The 24,893-nt window shown below is 46.5% G+C and carries 21 protein-coding genes, 1 tRNA gene and 2 pseudogenes; 11 read left to right on the forward strand and 13 right to left on the reverse strand.

Annotated features, from left to right (window positions below):
- The first annotated feature begins 474 nt into the window (after positions 1-474).
- The 5 genes from ABF86_RS06050 to ABF86_RS06070 all read left to right on the forward strand — a co-directional run bounded on the left by ABF86_RS06050 (position 475) and on the right by ABF86_RS06070 (position 4,685).
- A complete protein-coding gene (locus ABF86_RS06050; RefSeq protein WP_011634632.1) occupies positions 475-2,133 on the forward strand; it encodes a cbb3-type cytochrome c oxidase subunit I in 1,659 nt (552 codons plus the stop codon).
- Positions 2,123-2,731: a cbb3-type cytochrome c oxidase subunit II gene (locus tag ABF86_RS06055; RefSeq protein WP_011634633.1), complete on the forward strand. Its 609-nt coding sequence runs from the start codon at positions 2,123-2,125 to the stop codon at positions 2,729-2,731. The genes ABF86_RS06050 and ABF86_RS06055 overlap by 11 nt, the downstream gene beginning before the upstream one ends.
- 64 nt (positions 2,732-2,795) lie before the next feature.
- A complete protein-coding gene (locus tag ABF86_RS06060) occupies positions 2,796-3,407 on the forward strand; it encodes a cytochrome c (protein WP_011634634.1) in 612 nt (203 codons plus the stop codon).
- A gap of 40 nt (positions 3,408-3,447) precedes the next feature.
- Positions 3,448-4,098, forward strand: coding sequence for an SCO family protein (locus tag ABF86_RS06065; protein ID WP_074455297.1), 651 nt, complete (start codon positions 3,448-3,450; stop codon positions 4,096-4,098).
- Positions 4,095-4,685, forward strand: a complete 591-nt coding sequence (locus tag ABF86_RS06070) for a hypothetical protein (protein WP_074455296.1) — start codon at positions 4,095-4,097, stop codon at positions 4,683-4,685. The genes ABF86_RS06065 and ABF86_RS06070 overlap by 4 nt, the downstream gene beginning before the upstream one ends.
- 102 nt (positions 4,686-4,787) lie before the next feature.
- Here ABF86_RS06070 and ABF86_RS06075 read toward each other — a convergent pair whose 3' ends face one another.
- The 6 genes from ABF86_RS06075 to ABF86_RS06100 form a co-directional block, all read right to left on the reverse strand.
- Entirely contained in the window at positions 4,788-5,741 is a 954-nt protein-coding gene (locus tag ABF86_RS06075) for a septal ring lytic transglycosylase RlpA family protein (protein WP_074455295.1), read from the reverse strand.
- A gap of 4 nt (positions 5,742-5,745) precedes the next feature.
- Complete coding sequence (gene rodA / locus ABF86_RS06080; RefSeq protein ID WP_011634638.1) at positions 5,746-6,855, reverse strand: rod shape-determining protein RodA; 1,110 nt, start codon at positions 6,853-6,855, stop codon at positions 5,746-5,748.
- A 22-nt stretch (positions 6,856-6,877) separates the two neighbouring features.
- Positions 6,878-8,755, reverse strand: coding sequence for a penicillin-binding protein 2 (gene mrdA, locus ABF86_RS06085; RefSeq protein WP_074684764.1), 1,878 nt, complete (start codon positions 8,753-8,755; stop codon positions 6,878-6,880).
- Positions 8,752-9,303, reverse strand: a complete 552-nt coding sequence (mreD, locus tag ABF86_RS06090; protein WP_083331285.1) for a rod shape-determining protein MreD — start codon at positions 9,301-9,303, stop codon at positions 8,752-8,754. Before mreD ends, mrdA begins: the two co-directional genes overlap by 4 nt.
- Positions 9,275-10,165: a rod shape-determining protein MreC gene (gene mreC, locus ABF86_RS06095; RefSeq protein WP_074684763.1), complete on the reverse strand. Its 891-nt coding sequence runs from the start codon at positions 10,163-10,165 to the stop codon at positions 9,275-9,277. Before mreC ends, mreD begins: the two co-directional genes overlap by 29 nt.
- Positions 10,166-10,527: 362 nt before the next feature.
- Positions 10,528-11,589 (reverse strand): rod shape-determining protein, encoded by a 1,062-nt coding sequence (locus tag ABF86_RS06100; RefSeq protein ID WP_011634642.1) that lies wholly within the window; start codon positions 11,587-11,589, stop codon positions 10,528-10,530.
- Positions 11,590-11,751: 162 nt separating this feature from the next.
- Between ABF86_RS06100 and gatC the strand changes: the two genes are divergently transcribed.
- The 3 genes from gatC to gatB all read left to right on the forward strand — a co-directional run bounded on the left by gatC (position 11,752) and on the right by gatB (position 15,065).
- Positions 11,752-12,039 carry an Asp-tRNA(Asn)/Glu-tRNA(Gln) amidotransferase subunit GatC gene (gene gatC, locus ABF86_RS06105; RefSeq protein ID WP_011634643.1) on the forward strand — a complete coding sequence of 96 codons (288 nt, stop codon included), beginning with the start codon at positions 11,752-11,754 and terminating at the stop codon, positions 12,037-12,039.
- Positions 12,040-12,103: 64 nt separating this feature from the next.
- Complete coding sequence (gatA, locus tag ABF86_RS06110; protein ID WP_011634644.1) at positions 12,104-13,564, forward strand: Asp-tRNA(Asn)/Glu-tRNA(Gln) amidotransferase subunit GatA; 1,461 nt, start codon at positions 12,104-12,106, stop codon at positions 13,562-13,564.
- A 64-nt stretch (positions 13,565-13,628) separates the two neighbouring features.
- The gene (gatB, locus tag ABF86_RS06115) at positions 13,629-15,065 is read left to right on the forward strand and encodes an Asp-tRNA(Asn)/Glu-tRNA(Gln) amidotransferase subunit GatB (protein WP_074455289.1); all 1,437 of its coding nucleotides are present in this window, start codon (positions 13,629-13,631) and stop codon (positions 15,063-15,065) included.
- A 104-nt stretch (positions 15,066-15,169) separates the two neighbouring features.
- Here gatB and trbK read toward each other — a convergent pair whose 3' ends face one another.
- Positions 15,170-15,361 (reverse strand): entry exclusion lipoprotein TrbK, encoded by a 192-nt coding sequence (trbK, locus tag ABF86_RS06120; protein ID WP_041353518.1) that lies wholly within the window; start codon positions 15,359-15,361, stop codon positions 15,170-15,172.
- A 382-nt stretch (positions 15,362-15,743) separates the two neighbouring features.
- Positions 15,744-16,181 carry an Hsp20/alpha crystallin family protein gene (locus ABF86_RS06125; RefSeq protein WP_011634646.1) on the reverse strand — a complete coding sequence of 146 codons (438 nt, stop codon included), beginning with the start codon at positions 16,179-16,181 and terminating at the stop codon, positions 15,744-15,746.
- A gap of 541 nt (positions 16,182-16,722) precedes the next feature.
- Between ABF86_RS06125 and ABF86_RS06130 the strand changes: the two are divergent.
- A pseudogene (locus ABF86_RS06130) lies at positions 16,723-17,099 on the forward strand (transposase); the annotation flags it as partial.
- 278 nt (positions 17,100-17,377) lie between these two features.
- On the opposite strand, the gene ABF86_RS06135 reads toward ABF86_RS06130, so the two are convergent.
- Positions 17,378-17,464 (reverse strand) — tRNA-Leu (locus tag ABF86_RS06135).
- Positions 17,465-17,713: 249 nt separating this feature from the next.
- Positions 17,714-18,414 (reverse strand): annotated as a pseudogene (locus ABF86_RS06140) (IS5 family transposase).
- Positions 18,415-18,769: 355 nt separating this feature from the next.
- Between ABF86_RS06140 and ABF86_RS06145 the strand changes: the two are divergent.
- Both ABF86_RS06145 and ABF86_RS06150 read left to right on the forward strand, forming a co-directional pair.
- The gene (locus ABF86_RS06145; protein WP_011634650.1) at positions 18,770-20,938 is read left to right on the forward strand and encodes a bifunctional (p)ppGpp synthetase/guanosine-3',5'-bis(diphosphate) 3'-pyrophosphohydrolase; all 2,169 of its coding nucleotides are present in this window, start codon (positions 18,770-18,772) and stop codon (positions 20,936-20,938) included.
- An 18-nt stretch (positions 20,939-20,956) separates the two neighbouring features.
- Positions 20,957-21,640 (forward strand): hypothetical protein, encoded by a 684-nt coding sequence (locus ABF86_RS06150; protein WP_011634651.1) that lies wholly within the window; start codon positions 20,957-20,959, stop codon positions 21,638-21,640.
- A 9-nt stretch (positions 21,641-21,649) separates the two neighbouring features.
- Here the strand turns inward: ABF86_RS06150 and ABF86_RS06155 are convergent, their stop codons facing one another.
- From ABF86_RS06155 to argS, 3 genes are all read right to left on the reverse strand, one after another.
- Complete coding sequence (locus ABF86_RS06155) at positions 21,650-22,303, reverse strand: thiol:disulfide interchange protein DsbA/DsbL (RefSeq protein WP_074455288.1); 654 nt, start codon at positions 22,301-22,303, stop codon at positions 21,650-21,652.
- A 115-nt stretch (positions 22,304-22,418) separates the two neighbouring features.
- Positions 22,419-23,084: an SPOR domain-containing protein gene (locus ABF86_RS06160; protein ID WP_011634653.1), complete on the reverse strand. Its 666-nt coding sequence runs from the start codon at positions 23,082-23,084 to the stop codon at positions 22,419-22,421.
- A gap of 23 nt (positions 23,085-23,107) precedes the next feature.
- Positions 23,108-24,868, reverse strand: coding sequence for an arginine--tRNA ligase (argS, locus tag ABF86_RS06165; RefSeq protein WP_074684762.1), 1,761 nt, complete (start codon positions 24,866-24,868; stop codon positions 23,108-23,110).
- Positions 24,869-24,893 lie beyond the last annotated feature (25 nt).

The following is a 24,893-nucleotide window of genomic DNA, read 5'->3' on the forward strand; positions in this document are numbered from 1 at the left end:
TTCAATTTTAAATTCTGGTGAAGATTGTCTTCTGTTCATTCAAATCAATAGTATAACTTAACATCCTTTACAGAATCATTTAACCACTACAGGCCCGAATCAGAATCGATGTGACTTATCTGCTCCATCTAAAAAATGAAATATCACCAAGAAGCCAGAAAATAGCATTCAAACAAACACGAGGCCCCTGCACAGCTACCCTTTTTCCATATGCGAGTCATAAATAAACAACAGCTTGAATGTTTATGCGATCAAAAAATAAGTTGAGCAGGAGTCTCAATGCTTTGGATATCCTGATAAGCGATAAACAACTTGACAGCTTCTAATATTTGTAAAGAAAATAGTTGAGTCAGCTTAGAATCCAAATATTCTTCTAGGCTGCAAATCCCTCAGCAAGCAGCTATCGTGTCGAGGACAAGCAAGTTAATACAGTGTTGCTAGTTAAACTGCAACACAATCAAGAGAGAGTGCAATATGGATAGTGCATTACTGAGCTTGCTGGCAGCCTTTTTATTATCACTCATTGGTTTGCTTGTATTCATCTGGTCGCTGCGTAAAGGATTGCTGTTTGAAAACCCACGAGCGGCCGCCACAATTTTTGCACCTGGAGAAATTGGCAAAGCAGATGATCCAGCTCTGGATGATCAGGCTGCAAAACGCCTTCAAGAGGCGATAACCGCTTCCCACGGCAGTGAGCCGCAAGCCGAAGACCCGGATGAGATCAAGGATCGCATCGCTGCTGACCGTTCATCTGCCTTCCCGGTCTTTATGTTCATTTCCTTTGGCTGTATGTGGCTGATACTGGGCGCGACAGCTGGTCTCATTTCATCACTGAAATTACACTGGCCAGACTTTCTGGTATCCGAGGCTTGGATGACCTTTGGGCGCATGCGAACAGTACACCTGATCGCAGTACTTTATGGCTGGATCACCAACGTTGGGCTGGGCATTATCATCTGGCTGCTGCCACGCTTGTTGCGCACACCACTGAAAGGACCAATGTGGGTCATGCTGGGGGGGACATTTATCAACATCGGAATTGCCAGCTCCATTGGCGCAATCGGTTCCGGCTGGAGCGATGGTATGGAATACCTGGAAATCCCATGGCAGATCGGCTTGTTCATTCAGGCAGGTATGGTTTGTATCATTGGTTCGGTATTTTATACATTGTTCCACCGCAAAGCACATGAACTCTATGTAAGCGTGTGGTATCACATCGCTGCCTTATTATGGATTTCGCTGCTGTTTACCGTCGGAAAACTTCCGGGTGTTCATTTTGGCGTACAACAGGCGATGACCAACTGGTGGTATGGGCACAACGTTCTAGGCCTCTGGTTTACTCCGATCGCCTTGGGCGCCATCTACTATTTTCTACCCAAAACAATCGGGCGGCGAGTGCGTTCCTATAATCTTTCATTGTTGGGTTTCTGGACACTGGCGTTTTTCTACGCACAGGTGGGCGGGCACCATCTAGTTGGCGGGCCGGTACCTGGATGGCTGATTACGCTATCCATCGTGCAGAGTATGATGATGATCATCCCCGTAGTTGCATTCTCAGTCAATATGGCAGGAACCATGTGGGGGAGAATGCGTCTGGCACTTTATTCGCCAACGCTACGATTCATGATGTTTGGCGGCTTTATGTATCTGCTGTCATCGGTGCAAGGGTCATTTGAGGCCTTACGCAGCATTCAACAAGTTGCGCACTTTACACACTTCACAGTAGCTCATGCTCACCTTGGCGCCTACGGTTTCGTCTCAATGGTACTCTTCGGTGCGATCTACTTTATGATGCCGCGTGTACTACATTGGGAATGGCCCTACCCAAAACTAATTTCGCTGCATTTTTGGCTAGCCAGCATCGGTATCCTAATCTATTTCGTTTTCCTGTCTTGGGGCGGCTGGCTACAGGGCCTTGCAATGCTCGATACCACACGTGAATTTATGGATTCAGTACGACTAACTATTCCGTACCTGGAATGGCGCAGTGTAGGAGGTGGGCTGATGTGGCTTAGCCATGTGATTTTTGTCGGACATTTACTGGTCATGATACTGCGATTCGGCCCCAATCGTACCGGGGAAGCACTGTTTGCACCGGAGAAAATGAAACTGGAGATGATGCATGGAAAATGAAGCTAAGCTGACTGCTGGCGCAATAACGACTTTTGGAATTGCCGTCGCAGCACTGGTGGTGCTTCCATATATCCAGGTGCGTGATATTCAGCCGCCTGAAGGACTCAAACCTTACACCAGCGCAGAATTACGTGGGCGAGAAATTTACGTCGCCAACGGTTGTCTGTATTGCCATACCCAACAGCCACGCGATCGCAGCTTCGCTCCGGATTTTGATCGCGGCTGGGGACGGGTCACCACGCCTGGTGACTATTATTACGACAAACCACACTTGCTAGGCAGCATGCGTACCGGCCCAGATCTAATGAATATCGGTGTGCGCCAGCCAAGCATGGACTGGCATCTAGGTCATTTGTATCAGCCGCGTGCGTATGTGCCAGATTCTACCATGCCTTCTTATCCTTATATGTTTGAAGTTAAAGATCAAGCCGAAGATGACGAGATAATCGTCAAGCTGCCACCAAAATTTGTACCATCAGGGAAAGTAGTAGTTGCTCGCCCGGAAGCGGTAGATCTGGTGAAATATTTACGATCCCTCGACCGAAGTTACCCGATATTACCGCCGGATCCACAAAACGCAGGTAAAAAGGATCGCTAAATGACATCAATAAATTGCTCTGCCACATACAGGCATGATCTTTTCAACCAAAGAGGTACACTCCATGGCCGATAATGATGACCATCGCGCCCAAGTCCGTGAAAACATTGACCCCAAAGAAATCATTCGCCCAATTCCGATGACGACAACATTAGTCACGTTGGGAATGGTTATTTTCGGTGTGGTATATTTATTTATGTCAGAACCACTGACGACGTCTCGCTATGGTGATCAGCGCACATTGGCCGATCTTTCCAGACCACTGCAAACAGCCGATAGTGATAATACGGTTATCGATGGCAAGACCTTGTACGCTGCACAATGTGCAGCTTGCCATCAAGTCACAGGACTGGGTGTACCAGGCGTTTTCCCGCCACTGGACAACTCAGAATGGGTACAGGGTGAACCACGTATTCTAGCCAATATCCTGTTACATGGTGTTAGTGGTGAAATAGAAATCGCTGGACAAAAATACCAGGGTTTAATGCCAGCCTTCTCGCAATTAAGTGACGCGGAGCTGGCTAGGGTGGCAACTTACATCCGCAGCGCCTGGAGTAATAAAGCAGATGCAGTTTCAGCCGATCTGTTCGAGACAGAACGGCAATCCAGTGCTGGACGCACTACACCATTTGAAGGTGGGGCGGCACTGAAGGCACTAAGTGAAAAGAATCACTAGTAGTAAGCTGCCAAGGGCGCACCTGCACTAATAACCAGAGATGATACGCACTGTAATTACAAGTATATTAATCATTCTGCTCGGCCGGAGTGCCGCATCCTGGCTAACTTATGATTTCCAGATCTGGACTGATGAAGACGCGCGCCGTCTGGAAGTCGCTTTGCATCCTGTCGAAATCTCCCCTGTACGAATCGAAGGGCCGGATCTTGCTGAAACGGATCTTACGACCCTGTTACGTCAAGAGAATGTTGTAACGATCGCAGACTTTATCTACACCCGTTGCCAGGCCGTATGCCCCTCATTGGGTAGTATTTTTCAGCAGATACAAACCGCCTTGCTCAACGATGCGGGTAACGAGCGTCCGAGAAATGTTCGCTTGCTTTCCATCAGCTTTGATCGCAAACATGACGATCCACCCGCACTTCGAGCTTATGCCGATAACTTGAGTGCCAGGCCAGAACTCTGGCGTTTTGTTCGAGTACTACAGGCAAAACAGGAACAAGCTTTGCTGCAACAGCTTGGAGTAGTGGTGATACCTGATGGCCGTGGCGATTACGAGCACAACGCCGCTCTGTTGGTATTTGATGGTGCTGGACGCATGGTGCGTGTATTCGATATTGAGGAGCACCAGCTGGCACTTGATTATGCGCGCCATCTGGCACGCAAGCAGATACAGGAAACTTCGTTGTGAACAAGTGTTGGCAAGCTGTTTTAGGCATAGGCTTACTGCTGTTTATAGCCACACCTGGCGTACGTCATGCAATGGAAAAAAGCATGTGGTGTCACATGTTGGTGCAGTTTCCACTCTGGATAGGGGCAGCTGCCTTGCTTGCCGGAGGAATGCCGGCACGAATATGTAAGGTTATTGCTCGCTGGAATATGTATGGAATCAGCGGATTACTCATAACAGGTGTTACGCTCGCTGTACTAATGATACCACGTGTGCTTGATCAAGCATTACTGCACCCAAAAATGGAGTTGGCTAAATTAACCGCATTGGTTCTGGCAGGCATGGCGCTACGTCTGTCATGGCGTCCAGCTGGTTTGATTCTGCAATTTTTCTTTCTGGGCAATATGCTGCCCATGATGGGAGTGGTTGGGTGGTTGTATACTGAATCACCGCTGCGCCTGTGCAATGCCTATCTGCTTGATGACCAGATACAGCTTGGCAACTGGTTGATTGGGCTGGCTGCCATAATCGCTACAGTGTGGCTATCATGGATTACATGGCGCATAACCTATCAGGAAATCCGGCAGACATCACATCGTGAGATGTAACTTCTTTACACCCTAACTCTCTCCTTTTACCATTACTACCACTCAGTGATAGACTCAAACACTATTTCTTTCCTGACAGCCTTTCTACAGTATCCGGGATACTTATTCCGAGCCGGCCATATAGGTATGAGGAACCAATATCGGCTTCGGAGAACCCGAAGCGCTTATGGTATTCGCTGTTCGGGTAGCAGCCTCCAAATCAGGGAACGGCCCTACAAATATTTTGTACAAACCACTTGTTTGATTGATATAGGCCTGTTGAGTGATTGAGGGGAAATTGGATCTTAATTGTATTAGATAAGATTGAGCATTATGGGCAGAGCCAAACGCGGCAAGCTGTAAATAAAATTTACCAGTATCGTTACTGGACACCCTCTTTGGAGCCATATCTGGTTGGGGTTGTGTTGTCACAGAATAAGGACCGCTGAAACGATCCGGAATAATACTTTCCACCTCTACCCGGGCACTGCCATTTGCCAGGACACCCAGCTTATGAGCCGCAACATAAGACAGATCAATCAGGCGACTTTCCAGGAAAGGTCCTCTATCATTAATACGAACAATTACTGAGCTTCCATTCTGCAAGTTTGTAACACGAACATAGCTGGGTATGGGCAAGGTTGGGTGGGCGGCCGTCATGGAATACATATCGTAAACATCACCTGAGGCTGTACGTTGACCGTGATAGCGCTTGCCGTACCAGGAAGCCTGTCCGCGTTCCTTGTAAGGCTTGAGTGTGGTCATCGGTGTGTAGGTTTTACCAAGAGCAACATAAGGGCGCATCGTTGCTGTTTTTAAAGGCTCAACCCGGGGAACTGCATCAGGAACAGCATCAAGATTAGCAGGGGGATTTTCTTCCGGCCCATCATCGAGATAGTAGCCCCCTCCTCCACTTCCCGCAATAGATGAGCTCTTCGTGTGTGCTTGTACGGATGATTGCCCTACTCTGGGAGTATTACTGCAAGCTGAGAGCATAAATAATATGACAACAGCAGAAAAAACAAATAGTGCACTTCTGCTTGGAATATCAGAATGGAAATAAGAATTTGGTTTCATATTTTCAGGTCTTAACAAGTTTTGGATGAGTATGTATGCTCATTAAAATTCCAAATCCCAGCAGTATGGTGACCATAGAAGTGCCTCCATAGCTGATGAGTGGAAGAGGTATGCCGACAACGGGCAAGATACCACTTACCATACCCATATTGACGAACACATAAGTAAAAAAAGTTAAGGTGATTGATCCCGCAACCAGCCGTGCAAACCGTGTCGGCGCACTGGCCGTAATAACCATGCAGCGCCCGATTACGATCAGATACAGCGACAATAACAAACTGTTACCAATCAGCCCGAATTCTTCTGAGAATACTGAAAAAATAAAATCCGTACTCGGTTCAGGCAAGAAATCAAGTTGAGACTGGGTACCTTTCAACCACCCCTTTCCTGCAATTCCGCCAGATCCAATAGCAATACTGGATTGTATCGTATGATACCCGGCGCCTAGTGCGTCTTGTGAAGGATCAAGCATAGTCATAATTCGCTTGCGCTGGTAATCATGCATACCAAAAGACCAGAGTAAAGGTAGACTCACTGTCACTGCCACAGCCAAGCCAGTCATGAGACGCCATGACAGACCTGCCAAAAAAATAACATAAAATCCGCTAATCAGGATCAGCAAGGCAGTCCCAAGATCAGGTTGTCGCACGATAAGCGCAACCGGCAGCAGCAGAATAAGCGCAGCAATAACATAATCCCGCCAACGCAGAGTAATGTGAGCTTTGTCAAAATACCACGCCATCATAAGAGGAACAGCAATTTTCAGCAGTTCTGAAGGCTGGATATGAACAATTCCCAGATTTAACCAGCGGCGGGCACCATTCTGCACTTCACCAAATAACGCTACAGCAATCAGCAAGACAATACCCAGTACATACAGCGGAAAGGCCATGCGCATAATCCTTTGCGGAGGAATGTTCGCAACTACCCACATCACTACATATGCAACAACCATGTTAATTAACTGACTGATTACCCGGGCAGAGCTCCCACCGGTAGCGCTGTATAGCACGATCAACCCGGTCAGCATTAGCAGAAAAATCCCGGCAAGCAGAAAATTATCAATATAGCGCGTACAATAATGCCATGCTTGCTTGATATCCGGAGTAATCATCTCGCGATCAGGAATTCATCCGCTACCCTGCTTTCTCAGCCGATTCTGGCATTGTTCCCAGGAAAAAATAATCCAGTACTTTGCGAGCGATAGGGGCAGCGGTTGATCCGCCCGAGCCACCGTTCTCGATCAGTACTGTTAGCACTATCCTGGGATTTTCTACAGGCGCAAAAGCTGTAAACAGCGCATGGTCGCGATGCCGCTCGTCAATTTTACTGGCATTGTAGCGTTCACCCTGCTTGATATTGATTACCTGAGAAGTACCGGTTTTCCCGGCAAAGGTATAAGCAGTATTAGCACCGGCACGGGATGCTGTACCACCAGGGCGGGTAACATCTGCTAATGCCTGTCTGACAGAATCCAGATATTCCTGCCTCAGATTCAGTCTGTAAATTTCCTCTACAAAATTATCTTTCACAAAATTCTTATAATGATCCACCTGCTGTCTAACAAAATGCGGCCTGTAGGCCCTACCATCGTTAGCCAGTAACATCATTGCAAACGTCAGCTGAAGTGGCGTGGACAAATTAAACCCCTGCCCGATACCAACCGAAATGGTATCCCCTGGCAGCCAGTTTTGATTAAATCGCCTCTTTTTCCACTCTGGAGAAGGCAATAATCCAGCAGCTTCTCCTGGAATATCTATTCCAGTTTCTTTACCAAAACCAAACTGCCCGATGAAATCATGAATGTTGGTAATACCCAAATCATGTGCGAGCATGTAATAGTAAGTGTCACACGAAATTACCAGAGATTTGCGCAAATCGACCCAGCCATGCCCTCCCGGCTTCCAGTCACGAAAACGGTGTGAGCTTCCAGGTAAACTGAAAAAACCTGGATCATTAAATGCATAACGAAGAGAGCGTTTACCCAGCTCCAACCCGGCCAGCGCCATAAATGGCTTAAAGGTGGAACCAGGGGGGTATACACCTCGTAAAGCACGATTGTTCAAGGGTCTGTCTATGGATTCATTAAGCAGACGCCAATTAAGGTGGTCAATGCCGTCTACAAACAAATTGGGATCAAAACCCGGTTTACTGACAAAAGCCAAAATTTCTCCATTAGATGGATCCAGCGCAACCAAAGCACCTCGATAATCCCCAAAAGCCTGTACAGCTGCCTGCTGCAACCCAATATCGAGAGAAAGCGTAAGATCGTTCCCGGCGGTTGGCGCAACACGGGACAAAGTACGTACAGGACGGCCAACAGCATCAGTCTCAACCTGCTCAAAGCCAGTCTGCCCATGTAGCACACTTTCGTAGCTTTTTTCGATACCAATCCGCCCGATATGCGTGGAGCCGTAGTAATTCTTTAGCCGCTTATCCGCTTCGAGCTGTTCCAGATCCTTGTCGCTGATACGTCCAATGTAGCCTATCACATGAGAAACCAGCTCTCCTTTCGGGTAATGCCTGAGGGGATGCGCCTTGATATCCATCCCGGAAAAGCGATACTGATTTTCCGCAAAACGAGCTACTTCAAAATCTGTCAGACGGGAACGTATGGGCAGGCTCTTAAATCTTGTATTTTCAAGTTTCAGCTTGTTAAAGCGTCTCCGATCCTCGGGAGTAATCTCAATGATCGTTGCCAGTTCATTGATAGCTGCATCAAGATTTTTAACTTGATCGGGGATTATCTCCAAAGTGTAGGCCGTGTAATTTTGAGCCAGAATATCTCCATTACGATCAAATATGAGCCCCCGGTTAGGGGTCAGCGGCTGGATAGCAATGCGATTCGCCTCCGCGAGAGTCGTGTAGTGCTCTTCTTGCAATACCTGCAGATAAAAAAAACGACCAAAGAGCAAACTGAACAAAACCACGACACCAATCGCACTGATCACCAACCTGATGCGAAAATGCCGAGTTTCACGTATATGATTACGTAACTCTACAATATCACTCATACTTCATCGCGATCAATTCGCTGCTTACGAAATATTCCCAGCAGAAAAGCCAATAAGGGCCAACATAACGCCCCGGTTACACTCGCCAGGAAAATATACCACTCAGGAATATATGATCCTGCCAGAATCCCGGTCAAAAATACCACTCCTTGCCCTGATAACAGTATCCATAAAACTGCGGGAATTTGCTGAAAGGCATTGAACAAACGCAAACGTCGATACAGGATCAAGGCAAAAAACGTGATCAGGCAATATGCAATGGCATGCTGTCCCATGATACTGACATCGATGACATCCATGAACAGACCACTTATGAAAGCGATACTCATGCCCGCTTGCTGTGGTTGATAGATATTCCAGTAGAGTAATGTCAGCGCAACAAAATCCGGGCGCAAAACCAGTATCACTTTATCAAACGGCATCAGATTAATTAAAACTGCCGTTATCAAACTGATATAAATCAGTGATTTTCTTGCAGGAAATAAAAATTCCTGGATTTCGTAATCATAACGCCTGATTCTAGATTTTCCGTTTTGTCTGGGATGCATGGGATTCAGGGTTATCTGGTATTTCCATAACAGGCGGTGGCGAACTGGTCAGGATGAGAACTTGTCTGTGCCGATCTACGCCCGCCACGGGAGTACATATAATACGTGCAAATTTATGTGAACGATCGTACTCGATATGAGTCACCCGTCCTACAGGTAATCCTGGTGGATAAACCCCCCCGATCCCCGAAGTGATCAGCAGGTCGCCTTCCTGGATATCCGTGCTAATGGATAAAAACCGCAACTCCAGTTCGCCATTTCTACCTGTACCTGAAATTACTGTTCGCAAGCTATTGCGCTCAATTTGTACAGGCACCAGATGATTCTTATCCGTAATCAACGTGATTTCTGCCGTCCACGGATAAATCTGTGTCACCTGCCCGATCACACCAAGATCATCAATCACAATTTGCCCAGCCTTGACACCACTTGAGCTCCCCTTACCTACTGTTATCTTGCGGCTGAAAGGATCACGTGGTACATAAAGTATCTCCGCCAGAATAGTTTGAATCTCAGTTTGTTTAGCAGCCCCAAGTAAAGCACGCAGGCGCTCATTCTCGCTAGTTAATGCCTGTAACCGGAAAAAATCATAGCGGCTGCTCAGATATTCATGCCTGAGGTGATCAATTTCTTCAATGAGTTTAAAGTCTGAAATATATTGTTCCACTCTTTCTTGCAAGGAAAAAGGCAAATATGCCAATTTTTGTAACGGGAAAATGACAATCGCAATTACACGCCGTACTTCAGAAATTGCATCAGAACGAGCATCTGCAATCATCATAAAGACAGATAGCAACACAAAGAAAAACATCCGCGTCAGAGGATTTGAGCCTGGCTTGAAGAATTGTGGAGAAGTTTGCATAGCGCCTCTCAGTATTTCCGTATCCCAAACCCATAGATTGGAACATGCCACTTGCTAAAAATACTAATAACAGCCCGAAAACTTGAATAAATGATATGCAATAAAGCACTATACCAACGCGCTTGAGGCACAGATTCTGTACCTGAAGACCGCTTGAGAAGGGTAAGAATTCGACGAAGGCCAATCCGATCTATCCAGACTTGCCATTTTAGCAAATTAATCGTCAAGATTTGTGGCGTGGTTATTACGTATTCGATATAAGCAGGCTAATTGGCAGCACATAAACAGACCCCAGAAATCCGACGCGCCCTTACGTTATATGACAACTTGCACCATGGAAGAAGGCGGGAAAGACAAATAAATTAATAATCTCTAACAAAAATTCCAACCGAATGATCAATGCTATCCAGGGCCATTCCCGCACCCCGCACAACACAGGTAAGCGGATCATCCGCAATAATAACCGACAACCCTGTCTCTTCCATAATCAGACGGTCTATATCTCGCAACAGCGCCCCCCCCCCTGTCATCACCATTCCCATTTCTGCAATATCGGAACCGAGTTCAGGAGGCGTTTGCTCCAATGCGGTTTTAACTGCACTAACAATACTATTAAGCGGCTCTGCCAAAGCTTCCAGAATCTCATTACTGGAGATTGTAAAGCTGCGAGGAATACCTTCAGCCAGATTTCGTCCTTTGACTTCTATTTCCCGGACTTCCGAGCCCGGATAAGCCGATCCAATTTCTGATTTGATAATCTCAGCCGTTACTTCACCAATCATAATTCCGTAATTACGACGGATGTAATTGATAATTGCCTCATCAAACCTGTCACCACCAACTCGTACCGAATTGGAATAAACAACTCCTCCCAGCGAAATCACTGCGACTTCTGTCGTCCCTCCGCCAATATCAACTACCATGCAGCCAATTGGAGTTTCAACCGGCAAATCCGCGCCCAGCGCTGCCGCCATAGGTTCTTCAATCAGCTCGACCTTACGCGCCCCTGCGCCGTAAGCCGCCTCCCGGATTGCACGCCGTTCCACCTGGGTGGAACCACAAGGCACAGAAATAACAATACGGGGATTTGCTGAAAATAAACGGGGAGGATGGGCTTTTCGGATGAATTGTTTAAGCATCTGCTCGGTGACTGTGAAGTCTGCAATAACACCGTCCTTCATTGGCCGGATTGCCGTAATGTTGCCCGGGGTACGGCCCAGCATTTGTTTTGCAGCCTGTCCAACCTGCTGAATCATGCGCTTGCCGCCCGGCCCCCCTTCGTGGCGTATGGCAACCACCGAAGGCTCATTCAGCACAATGCCCTGGCCACGCACATAGATCAATGTATTGGCAGTGCCTAAATCAACAGCCATATCCGTCGAAAAATAGCCGCCCAGAAAGTTATTGCTCAGGAAATTAAACATAATGACGATATTCCAGTATGACAGATCCGGTATGTTACACGCACTGCAGGTATTTCATTATTTCGCTCTTGGAGCAAACGCCGCAAATGTATAAAAACATGTGTTTGACAGGTGTGCATGATACTCTATTACCTGTTTTGGTTTAAACAGAAAGCTACAAAAATGACACTATCACTGAGCGATATCAAGCGCGTTGCAAAGTTGGCCCGTATCGAAATTAGCGAGACAGACGCCCAACAAAGCCTAATCCAGTTATCCGGAATATTCAGCCTCATCGAACAAATGCAAGCTGTTGATACACAAGGGATCAAGCCAATGAGCCATTCCCAGGACATGACACAAAGACTGCGCGAGGATATTGTCACGGAATCTGATCAGCACATACAATTCCAATCCATCGCACCCCAGGTTGAAGATGGATACTATCTGGTTCCCAAGGTAATCGAATAACACCGGCAATAAAACCGTATCTCTGCTTATCAATTTTCCAAATATTCCACCGCACTGACAGATCATGCTAAATGCCAGTCTCAGGCAGCTCTCTTCGCTGCTCTCAGAAAAAAAAATATCCAGCACAGAACTCACCGGGGAATTTCTAGCCCGGATCAAGGCCCTCAATCCTGACTTGAATGCCTTTATTACAATGGATGAAGAAAAAAGTCTGGATCAGGCCAGAACCGCTGACGAGATGATTGCCACGGGACAATCCACACTGCTCACAGGAATACCCATCGCCCAAAAAGATATTTTCTGTGCCAACGGGTGGCTGACAACTTGCGGATCGAAAATGCTTTCAAATTTTATTTCACCCTATGATGCCACCGTGGTGAAACAGTTTGATCAGGTGGGGATGGTCAATCTGGGCAAAACCAACATGGATGAATTCGCCATGGGCTCCAGTAACGAAACTTCCTATTACGGGCCAGTGAAAAATCCCTGGGACAGGCTCGCCGTTCCTGGCGGCAGCTCAGGCGGCTCGGCCTGTGCGGTAGCAGCCAGACTGGCTCCAGCAGCAACGGGCACCGATACAGGTGGCTCCATTCGTCAACCAGCTGCATTATGTGGAATTAGTGGAATCAAACCTACTTACGGACTGGTTTCTCGGTACGGTATGATCGCATTTGCTTCCAGCCTCGATCAGGCTGGACCAATGGCCAGATCTGCCGAAGATCTTGCACTGCTGCTGAATGTCATGGTCGGATTTGATGAACGTGATTCAACCAGTCTGCAGCGGGAAAAAGAAGACTATACGCAAGACCTGGAGAAACCGGTGAGCGGGCTGCGCATTGGCTTACCCAAGGAATTTTTTGCAGAAGGTATGAGCAGTGACGTTTCCAGTGCGGTAGAAGCGGCTCTGGCAGAGTACCGCAAACTGGGCGCCACATTTGTCGAGGTATCCCTGCCAAACAGCAAGCTTGCCGTTCCAGTCTATTACGTGCTCGCACCCGCCGAAGCATCTAGTAACTTATCGCGTTTTGATGGAGTACGATATGGCCATCGTGCCGCGCAATATGCCAATCTGGAAGATTTATACGCAAAAACACGCGCAGAAGGATTTGGCGATGAAGTAAAGCGCCGTATTCTTATTGGCACGTACGTGTTATCCCATGGCTATTACGATGCCTACTATCTTCAGGCTCAAAAATTACGCCGTCTGATTGCCGAGGATTTCAAAAAAGCTTTTGAACAATGCGACCTGATCATGGGGCCGACTTCACCTACCGTAGCCTTTAATATTGGCGAGAGATGCAACGATCCTATCCAGATGTATCTCTCCGATATCTACACCAGCGCAGCCAGCCTTGCAGGATTGCCGGGTATGTCGATACCTGTTGGATTTGGCAGTAAAAACAGGCCGGTAGGCTTACATATTATTGGGAACTACTTCAGGGAAGCACAAATGCTGAATGCGGCTCACCGCTACCAGCTGGCGACAAACTGGCATGAGCTTACTCCACCGGAAATGAATCGCTAAAAATCTTCAGGCCTCTGCTCTCTGGTTAATATCAAGCAACTAAAAGAAAAAGGATTACCTGATCATGCAATGGGAAACTGTCATCGGCCTTGAGATACATGTGCAGCTATTGACCCGATCCAAAATTTTTTCTGGTGCATCCGTTGCGTATGGCGCCCGGCCGAACTCACAAGCCTGCGCAGTGGATATTGCCCTACCCGGGGTATTGCCAGTATTAAACCAGCAAGTGGTTGAATATGCTATCCGCTTTGGTCTGGCAATTAATGCAACCATTAACTCACCCTCAATCTTTGCCCGAAAAAACTATTTTTATCCTGATTTACCCAAAGGCTACCAAATCAGTCAGCTGGCACATCCAATCGTTGAAGGTGGGCATGTTACCATCCGGACAGGGGATAAAGAAAAAACCATACACCTGACACGCGCCCATCTGGAAGAAGACGCAGGTAAATCAACACACGAAGGTTTTCACGACAAGACAGGAATCGACCTGAATCGTGCCGGAACCGGCTTACTAGAAATTGTCTCGGAACCAGAGATGCGCAGCAGTGCCGAGGCTGTGGCCTACGCAAGAGTACTTCATTCACTAGTGCGCTGGATCGGTATTTGTGACGGCAATATGCAGGAAGGATCCTTCCGTTGCGATGCCAATGTTTCAGTACGACCTGCTGGCTCGGACGTACTGGGGACACGCTGTGAAATCAAAAACCTCAATTCATTCCGTTTTCTTGAAAGAGCAATCGATTATGAAGTGGCAAGACAAATTGATATTCTGGAAAGTGGCGGCAGCATAGTCCAGCAAACACGACTATATGATGCAGACCGGGATGAAACCCGCACCATGCGCAGCAAGGAAGATGCACATGACTACCGTTATTTCCCGGATCCCGACCTGTTGCCAGTTGTTATCCCCCAGGAATGGATAAAACAGATCAGAGAGAAATTGCCGGAATTACCGGAAGATAGACACAATCGCTATATTCGGGACTTCAGTCTATCCGCCTACGATGCCAATATACTAACCGCGGCACGTGAACTGGCTGACTATTTTGAGCAAACCGTCAAATTTCTCCCGGAACAAATTAAACTTTGTGCTAACTGGATTATAGGAGAAGTCAGTGGAAGACTGAACAAGGAAGGACTCGAAATTGACCAGTGTCCCGTCAGTCCTGAACAACTGGCAGGATTGCTGCTACGGATCACGGATGGCACCGTATCAGGAAAAATAGCCAAGGATGTATTTGATAGTATGTGGCAAAGCAACGATAACAGTGCCGATACAATTATCGATGCAAAAAACCTCAGGCAGATTTCAGATAACAGCGAAATTGAGAAATGGGTTAATGAGGTGCTTGCAGCAAATCAACAACAAGTAGCCGATTATCGCGCTGGAAAAGAAAAAGCGTTTAATTCCCTGGTCGGCCAGGTAATGAAAATGTCAAGAGGCAAGGCCAATCCCGTCCAGGTCAATACACTGCTTAAAAAACACTTGATAGAATAAAACCCTGGATGAATTCAGCATACCGCTCAAAACAAAAAATTCAGGTTCGATAGCTGCTCCAGATCGAGCCTGAATTTTATGCATAAACTCTGTTTTACTAATACTTATTTTTTCAGCGCATCGCATCCATCAATAAACTTCTGCCGCTCGGCTTCATTGTTTTTGTAATAATCCAACGCTCTTTCCATCCCTCTTCCTGCACAATTTTCAGGAGATACTTCAGGAGCAGCGTTACCACAGCCAACTAAAGCGACACCAAGGCCAAGAGTACAGATGATGTAGTATGTAAATTTCATTTAAAGGTTTCCTCTATAAAAATCCGTTAAAACCTGGCGCACACGTCACCGTTTTCGCTTGTTAAACTAGCTGCCAACTATCCAATATCCCGAATCAGACATTCAATCGTTAACGCCTGCGACCGCCAAACACTCGCAGCTAATAACCACAAGTCAAATCATTTTACCTGAGTTCTCGTGGCTTAAAACAGTTTCACCCTCTTTTCCCGGAAAATATCCACAATGCAGTCCCCGGAAAAACCATATTAATTGCAGTAACATAGAAGCTAGTTTCAGCAACCAAACAGAAATCCATTCAATATCTTGGCACATAGGGTTGAGGGAAAAACTGGAACCAGCTGATTAGACAAACGGGACCCGTGGGCCCCGTTTGTCATCCGACTTATTCTGCAGACACAGCGATTTTCTTGGGTCGAACAGCTTCCCGTTTGGGAATGGTAACAACCAGCACACCATCTTTAGCTACCGCTGTAATGGCGCCCAGATCAGCCGTATCTGGAAGGCTGAAGCGCCGGAAGAAAGAACCATGCGTCCGCTCCACCCGTTTATATCCTTCCTTCTCTACCTTGGCTTCAGTCTGTTTCTCGCCTTTGATGGTAAGCATGCCGTTATCTGTAGTTATCTCTATTGCTTCAGGCTTTACGCCAGGTAAATCCGCATGCAAAACAAACTTATCTTCCTCCTCCTTGATATCAACAGCAGGCGCCCATTCCGCAACAGCAAAAGCACCCTCCTCGGTCGCCATATCATCACGCACCCGCCCCAGTTCTCGTTGCAATTGAGATAGTAATCCCCACGGTTCATAACGCGTAATTGCCATAATAACCTCCATACCAAGTCAAAAACATTTACCAAAACAGGTTGTCATTTAATCCGCATGACATCCCGACCCAAACATCCATCTGGATACCTCCAATCATTCTAAAACACCAGCCTGGATGATTTCTTCTACTCTATGAAACATACAGACATTAATATAAGTATGTCTTCAGTATTTTCAAGTCATATCCCTCGACTGATTTGCCCCAAGCTTGATCCGAGCCAAATTCTTCTATATCTTCTATAAAATGCATAAGCCTCGTTGCTGATAATGGACAACTGAAATAATAACCCTTTAGTAAATAGTAATGATGTTTGCGTAAAAACTCCACGTACCTCTCTGTTTTCATGCCTTCCGCGATCACACTCAATCCAAGATTATCCCCAGCGCGATAATGGCTCGGGAAATCGCAAAATCAGACCATCTCTCGTATGATCCTGTTCTATGCTTTGAATAAAATATTTATCTATTTTCAGGGTATCCAGCGGTAATTCGCGCAGCAGACTCAGTGAAGATTATCCAGTCCCAATAAAACTGGTGCAAATGGAGCGAGCCAGATGCGCAGGGAGTGAGCCTGCTGGAGCGGGCGTTAAAAACAATCCGTTGGCGAGGTTCGTACCAGACAGGGGCGCAACGCTTGCAGCACGTTCTTGATCATGGACGCGGAGAGTGTTAAAAACACGGACACGGCGGGCCAGAAGGGCTATGACGCAGGCAAGAAGGTCTCTGGATATCAAGCGTCACATCGCGGTCGATACTCAGGGCTTGCCGTATGCCATTGCGGTGACGGCGGCGGAAGTGACTGACCACAAAGGTGTGTTGCAAGCCTTGGAGCACTGCAGGCCGAGCTTGGGGCAGGTCCAAAGTCTGCTGTGCGACAGCGGCTATATCGGAGAACCATTTACCGAAGGCGTGCGGGCGCTTCCATGTAATATCTGCCCCATAAATCATCCCTCCGTAGTTGGTTATATTTTACACCAGCACACCGTGGGACTAAACATCTAAGAGCACAAGCAGGAACAGATAAAACGGAATCAAGTGGGGGTATCAGACAAGCTCAAGAGTCACTTGGACATGCAAGCGTCACTATGACAGAGCACTATATTTGCACCAGGAAAGGTGAGAAAGTGAAGCCAACAAAGTAGGAATTTCGGAAATGATTAAAGATTAACCAGCCCGATAAGTCTTTGATTCTTTGGTGCCGGGAGGGGGAATCGAACCCCCATGAAGTCGCCCTCGCGGGATTTTGAGTCCCGTGCGTCTACCAATTCCGCCATCCCGGCTTTAGTTTGTGGCAAGAGGGTAATTATCACTGAAATTACCTTGCACAGCAACCAATACCAGATTCTCTGTCATAACAAAAAAAATCAAGAGCAAAAAAACTTAAACCAGCTCATCTAGAGCATATCCTGATCACGCCTTCTTCAACAACCTGTATTCTGGCGAGCCATGGGAATCTATTTATTTTAGATCTAATCAAAAAAGCTCTATTTGCAATAAACACGAGAAAAATAGCAAGATCTGCGCCCATTTCACATTAGTAACCACAGAAAGGCACAGGCCGTAGCCACGAGGCTTTCGTAGTTTTGTTTGAGTTTATCAAAGCGCAGGGCCACCGCTCAGGATTGTTTCAACCATACGAAAATATTTTCTACCAGGTGTCGGTATCGGTATAGTCCTCGATCCAGATCTGAATTATCTGTTTTGGAGTTACCCCTTCCCTGGAATGACTGCCTTGGCACCTTTTTGTTCGATTTGATCACGTATGGCCTGATTGTCATAGTCTTTGTCTACAACAATGGATTGAGCTGCGCCCAGCCCGGATCAAAGCCGATGCGTGTGTGCAATCATTGATCTGACCACCGGTAATATCGAATGCGATGGGGGAAGTCCGTGGGTATCTACCGCCATGTGAATTTTGCACCGCCCCGGCTTTTCCCGACTGCCTTATCCTTGCTGCTCTGGTGAGCCTTGATATAGCTAGCATTGATGAGAGTCTGCTCCATGTCCGGCTCAACCACCTGAGCCTGAAATACCTTGAGCCATTTTCCACTGGCAGGCCAGGCGGTGAATCGTTTATAAACCTTGTTCCAGCTCCCGAATGAACCGGTACCTGCGGTACAGTATGCCTTCGACAGTTATACAGCAAATCTTGCTTGTTGTAGAGGTGGTTGTGAAGCAAAATGGCCAGTAGCTTCGACCAGAGCTCAGCATTGAGCAATAATCGGAGCATTGCAAGCTCGTGTTGCTGGTGAGAGCTATAACGATACGAACTTGCTTCTTTAAATTAATAGCTTGGGATCAAACAGGAACAGGCCCTAAAATTTCCCCAAGTAGTTAAATTAATAGCGTTTTTATAAAGGGCATGTTAAAAATTAAGATTATGGCTGGGCGATGAGATCAACCTATGTAAAGATTCTTCGCACTCAATGTAGTTAGTTAGCTTAATGCATGGCTGATATAGCCGCACATAGACAGAGAGGTGACCTGCGGGCTTGAAATTAATCCTTTGGATTAGAAATAGTCCTCACAGCACAGCGGTTCACGGCCGACAAAAATCATTTCATACATAAAAATTTTAAAATTTCATGTCAGAAGCTATTTTGTATGACTTAAATGACTCCGCTGTTATTACATCAAAAGCGGGGCTGCTTTTTGACGAGGTATCTCAATATCTCAAGTCTGAAGATATGGTTTTACTTAAAAATGCTTATTTCTTCAGTCAGGAAGCACACTCCGGCCAATTCAGAAAATCCGGCGAACCTTATATTTCTCATCCTGTTGCAGTCGCCAGAATACTGGGTGAACTCCATCTGGATACGACAACGCTCGCTGCCGCTCTGCTGCACGATGTGGTGGAGGATACCGGTATCCTGAAGGAAGCAATCAGCAAACGATTTGGTTCTTCCGTAGCTGAGCTTGTAGATGGCGTTTCCAAGCTCGATCGGATCAAGTTCCAAACTCAAGCAGATATGCAAGTGGAAAATTTCCGCAAGATGTTGCTGGCCATGGCACAAGATATACGAGTCATATTGATCAAGCTGGCCGATCGTCTGCACAACATGCGCACACTTGAGGTAATGCCACAAGAGAAACAGCTCCGTATTGCACGAGAAACGCTTGAGATCTACGCGCCGATTGCACATCGCCTTGGCCTGGAGAATATCTATCAGGAACTGCAGGAGCTGGGGTTTTGTTTTTCTTATCCAACCCGCTATAAGGTTCTGCTCAAGGCAATCAAGGCAGCAAGAGGCAATCGCCGGGAGGTAGTTGGAAAAATCCTGGAAGCAACCAAACAGCGCTTACAGGAAGCCGGGCTGGATGCCATGGTAACCGGCCGCGAGAAACATTTGTACAGTATCTACAAGAAAATGGCAGGGAAACATCTTCGTTTCTCGGATGTACTGGATATTTATGGTTTTCGAGTGGTTGTTAAAGATGTTTCATCTTGCTACGTGGCGCTTGGAGCCCTCCACAGCCTATACAAACCCATCCCTGGAAAGTTCAAAGATTACATTGCCATCCCCAAACCAAACGGCTATCAATCATTACACAGCACATTACTTGGGCCTTATGGATTGCCGATAGAAATCCAGATCCGCACCCAAGAAATGCACCATATTGCTGAGGCCGGAGTTGCTTCACACTGGCTTTACAAGAACAAGGGCAGTGACACTGCAATGGATGATTTGTACATGAAAGCCAATCAGTGGATGAAAGGTTTGCTGGAGACCTTGAATGACTCATCCGATTCGCTGGAATTTCTGGAGCATCTCAAAGTTGATCTATTCCCAGGAGAAATATATGTTTTTACTCCGCAAGGCAAGATATTAACGTTACCACGAGGCGCAACCATAGTAGATTTTGCTTATGCTGTGCATACTGATATCGGGAATTGCTGCGTAGCAGCCAGAATCAACGGTGAAATCACACCGCTTCGCACCCGCCTGAGAAGTGGAGATCGCGTGGAAATTATTACTGCACCTGCAGCCAAACCAAATCCTGTTTGGCTATCCTATGTTGCAACTGGCAGAGCACGTTCCAGTATTCGCTATTTTCTGAGAACCATTCAATACGATGAATCGATCAGGCTTGGAGAACGCCTGTTGAATCAGGCATTGCATTCCTTTGGTACGAGCGCGGAAGCTATCGAGCCTTCACAATGGGAAAAACTGGCAAGAGAGAGCGGGGCTAAATCCAAGGAAGCACTTTTGGCAGATATTGCTCTGGGAAAACAGCTTGCTGCAGTTATAGCTAAACGTCTCGCTACCCCGTCAGGTGAATCTATATCAAATATTGAAGGCAACAACTCTATCACCATACTCGGAACCGAGGGAATGGCAGTCAAATTCGCACGATGCTGCTACCCTATACCCGGTGACGGCATCGTTGGATTGATTAAAAAAGATCAGGGGCTGGTGATTCATACACAAGATTGCTCTGCAGTAATCAGAATCAAGGATCATAAAAACATAGACAATCAACTGGACGTTATCTGGGGAACGAATATTGACAGAACCTTTCCGGTCAATATATTCATGACGGTAGTAAATAAAAGCGGGGTATTGGCCAGAGTAACCGCAGAGATTGCTAAAGCTGACTCAAATATTGACGATATAACGTTGGAAAATGACAAAGATTACACCACGATGCGCTTTATCCTGCAGGCCAGGGATCGTCAACATCTTGCACAAATTTTCCGCAGACTGAAGCATATCGGTGAAATAGTCAAAATGGGGCGCATCAGAAACCAATAAATTAATTACTCTATAAAAATGAGTGCTGATAACCTGTTGCTTGATTTCACCTCACCCGGGGCAATCCCCCCCGATCCTGTCGAGGAGATTCAGCGAATAGTTAATGAAACACAAATAAAGATGCAAGCACTTGAATCACTACTGGAGAATGAACAAGTAGAAGATGTAGCAGGGTGGAAATTACTGGCGATGTTTTATCTGGCAACTGACCGGGTAAATGACTTGGCTAAAATAGAAAGATTATATAAAAATATAGCAGGTGTATCTCTATCTGCTGGTTTGAAACAGAAATACACTCGATGGTTTAATGAAGAAGCAGCCAGTAATCCAATTGTATTTGAGATACCGAAAAAAATTACTGCAGAAACATTACCTGCTAATATGATTATCCAGTGTAGCCGCAGCTCTCCTGGCGACATATTGCTTGATTTTTCCAACGTACAGGAAATTGATAACGACGGGCTCAGAAAGCTTGCAAAACTTTTTTCCTCCATGACCCGGGAAAGTATCAAACTTGAGCTGAAACAGATAAATCACTTTATCGCCAGTCTGCAAAATAAAGCAGAGGCAAGCACCAACACACGTGCGATATGGGACGTGTTGTTTGCCTATGAACGCCTCCAAGACAACAGAAAAGCTTTTGAAGAAAAAGCAATCCAATTTGCGATTCTTTACGGAATCTCACCTCCATCCTGGGAATAAAAGCCGGTATTACTGCCGAGTTTTCCTTTCTTCACGAACCTTTTCAATCAACTGATTGAGAACCGAAATTGTATCCTGTGGAAGACCACCTGCTTTCCCGCTGGTCAGATATTTGCCATCAATCACCAGAGCCGGCACACCAGTAAGCTGGTATTGCCGTGTTATTTGAGCAGCTCTGTTTGCCTGATTCTGTACAGTAAATGAATTGTAAGCACCTATGAATTTATCGCGCTCAACCCCCTGCTGTTCAATCCAGTTAAACAGAGTCTCCTCTTTTGACAAATCTGTTTTTTCATGATGGACGGCATGATAGATCTTGTCATGAAGTATCTCACCAAGACCCAGACTTTCTATTGCGTAAAAAAGCCTGGCTGCAGGTGCCCAGTTATTACGGAAAATTGCTGGAACATACCGAAATTCAACATCAGCCGGCTTGCTTTCCAGCCAGCGGCCGAGATAGGGATTCAGATCACTGCAATGAGGACAGCCATACCAGAAGAATTCGATAACTTCAATTTGTTGTGATTCGGTTTCCGTTAGCTGAGGCGTTGAAAGCACCTTGTAATCCTTACCTTCAATGATTTCCGCATGAACAGTTAGAATTCCTGCCAGGTTTATAGCGACAAAACCCAAGAGAAAGCAGATAATTTTTCTTACGTTCATCCAATTTTCCTCGTTTTCAAAGTGACAGAAAGAATATTCACGGAATTTATACTAGAAAGCCAGCTTATTTCAAACAACACAACGACATCAGCTGGAGACCTTTGTTATTCAGTGCCTAGTTGTTGCCCGCTGCGCGAACAAGACTTGTCGTTATCCCGTTTGATTGTAGTGAGGCACGAACCCTGTCCAGCTCTTCCATTTTAGTAAATGGGCCAACCCGTACGCGGTGTACAAGCACATTACTATCAGATCTTCCGAGCTGAACCGAAGCAATAATGCCCAGCATAGCGAGTTCAGCCTTCATTCTCTCAGCATCCCCAGCGTTTTTGAAGGAACCCGCTTGCAAGTAATACTGGTCCTTGGTCACAGCAGCTTTTTCAGGTATTCTTTCGGGCAATTTCTCCGGAGTTTTCTTGGTTACCGCAGCAGTTGGCGGCAGTGGCGCAAGATCGAATGTATCCTCGGCTGGAGGCTCCTCAATCCCCGGCAAGATTTTATAGAAATCAAAGCGTGATCCACTCGTTTCCGCCTGATTTGTCTGGGGCGGGATCTTTTTTTCTGCTGATAACGGCGGCGACGATTGCCGTGCGGACTTCCCGGATGACTGGCTCTGAGTCTCTTTCCCCTGGGTAAGGAATGGGCTGGGAGCCTGGCTAATGTATAGCCACACCCCGATAGCGCTTACCAGGCCCAAGGTATAGCCAACAAATAAACCAAGCCATAAAGAACTACCGTTCTTTCGTGTTTTTACCGAATTTCTGGATTTATAATCCCGACTCATCAATCTTTCCGTATTCCATTCAGCTACATCTTGCGGGGCGAAGTTACCCCCAGCAACGACAACCCTTTTGATAACACTTGGCAAACGGCTGAAATCAGCGCCAATCTCGCTATTTTAAGCGCTTCATCCGGAATGAGGAAACGCGTCGAATTGTAGTAACTATGAAATTCGCTTGCCAATTCTCGCAAAAAAAATGCAATAAGATGAGGAGCGCGTTCCTTTGCTGCTGCTTCGATAGTATCCGGAAAATCAATTATTTTCTGTAGAAGCACCAACTCGGCTGGATTAGTTAGCAATTCCGTTTCTGCCCTGCCAAGTATATCCACTGCCCCTCCCCACTGCTCAAGTACGCTGCAGATACGAGCATGCGCATATTGCACATAGTAGACAGGATTATCGTTACTTTGTGATTTGGCCAGATCAAGATCAAAATCCAGATGCTGGTCACTTTTACGCAGCACATAAAAAAAACGGGCTGCGTCGTTACCCACTTCCTGGCGTAATTGTCTTAATGTAACAAATTCCCCCGACCGGGTGGACATGGAAATTTTATTGCCATCCCGATACAGGACAGCAAACTGAACCAGCGCTATTTCAAGTTTATCTGAATCAAGAGACAGTGCTTCAATAGCGCCTTTTACCCGGGAAATATAGCCATGATGATCCGCACCCCAAATATTCAGCATGTAATCAAAACCACGTTCATATTTGCTGAGGTGGTAGGCAATATCAGATGCAAAGTATGTATACTGACCATTCTCCCGCTGCACAACCCGATCTTTCTCATCACCAAATCCGGTAGATTGGAACCAAAGCGCACCGTCTTGCCGATACAGCAGCTTTTTATCATCCAGCAACTGTACAGCACGCGCTACCATCCCGCTATCGAACAATGATTGTTCTGAAAACCAGTTTTCAAACTCGACACCAAATTCCATCAAGTCATTTCGGCAATCATTCAACTGCTCCGTCAGAACAAAATTGTGGAGATAGGCATAATCCTCACCAAGAATAGACTTTGCCGCGGTGATAAGATTGTCCAGGTATTCGTCTTCTCCGTCAGCAGCCGCTTTAGCATTGATTTCAGCCAGCTGTTGCGTCGGAGAATCAGAGTAATGAGCATAGCGATCGCCGTGTATCCTATGTATTTCCAGCGCCATATCAACAACATATCGCCCTTGATAAGCATTGCTGGGAAACGGAAGAGCGATACCACATAAATCAAGGTAACGCAGCCATGTTGACAAAGCCAGAATATCCATTTGGCGACCGGCATCGTTAACATAAAACTCGCGTGTAACAGCATATCCTGCCGCAGCCATAATATTGGCCAGGCTGGCACCAAACGCTGCCCCACGACCATGGCCAACATGCAACGGCCCGGTCGGATTAGCGGATACAAACTCAATCTGGATGGTTTTTCCTGCCCCCAGTTTACTATGTCCGAATGAATCAGCCGCCTGCAACACTGTAAGTAAAAATTGCTGTTTCGCTGTTTTCTTCAGAAAAAAGTTAACAAACCCGCCACCAGCAACAACTGTTTTTCCCACATAAGGAGAATCTGGCAAGGCTCCAATCAGCACCTTTGCCAGCTCAAGTGGATTCCGGCGTAAACGTTTAGCCAGTTTCATGGCCAGATTAGTGGAATAATCGCCATGATCCATCTGTTTGGGGCGCTGCAACTCGATTTGTATCTCTGTTTCTTCTGGAAGAACTTGTTTCACTGCTTGAGCAAGCAGCTGTACACAATGAGATCTAAAATCGAAGGGAATTGTTGTAGCCATGACAGGAAAGTATTTCGGTAAGTCC

It is taken from the genome of Nitrosomonas sp. GH22, assembly GCF_009833115.1.
GTDB classification, from domain to species: Bacteria; Pseudomonadota; Gammaproteobacteria; order Burkholderiales; family Nitrosomonadaceae; genus Nitrosomonas; species Nitrosomonas eutropha.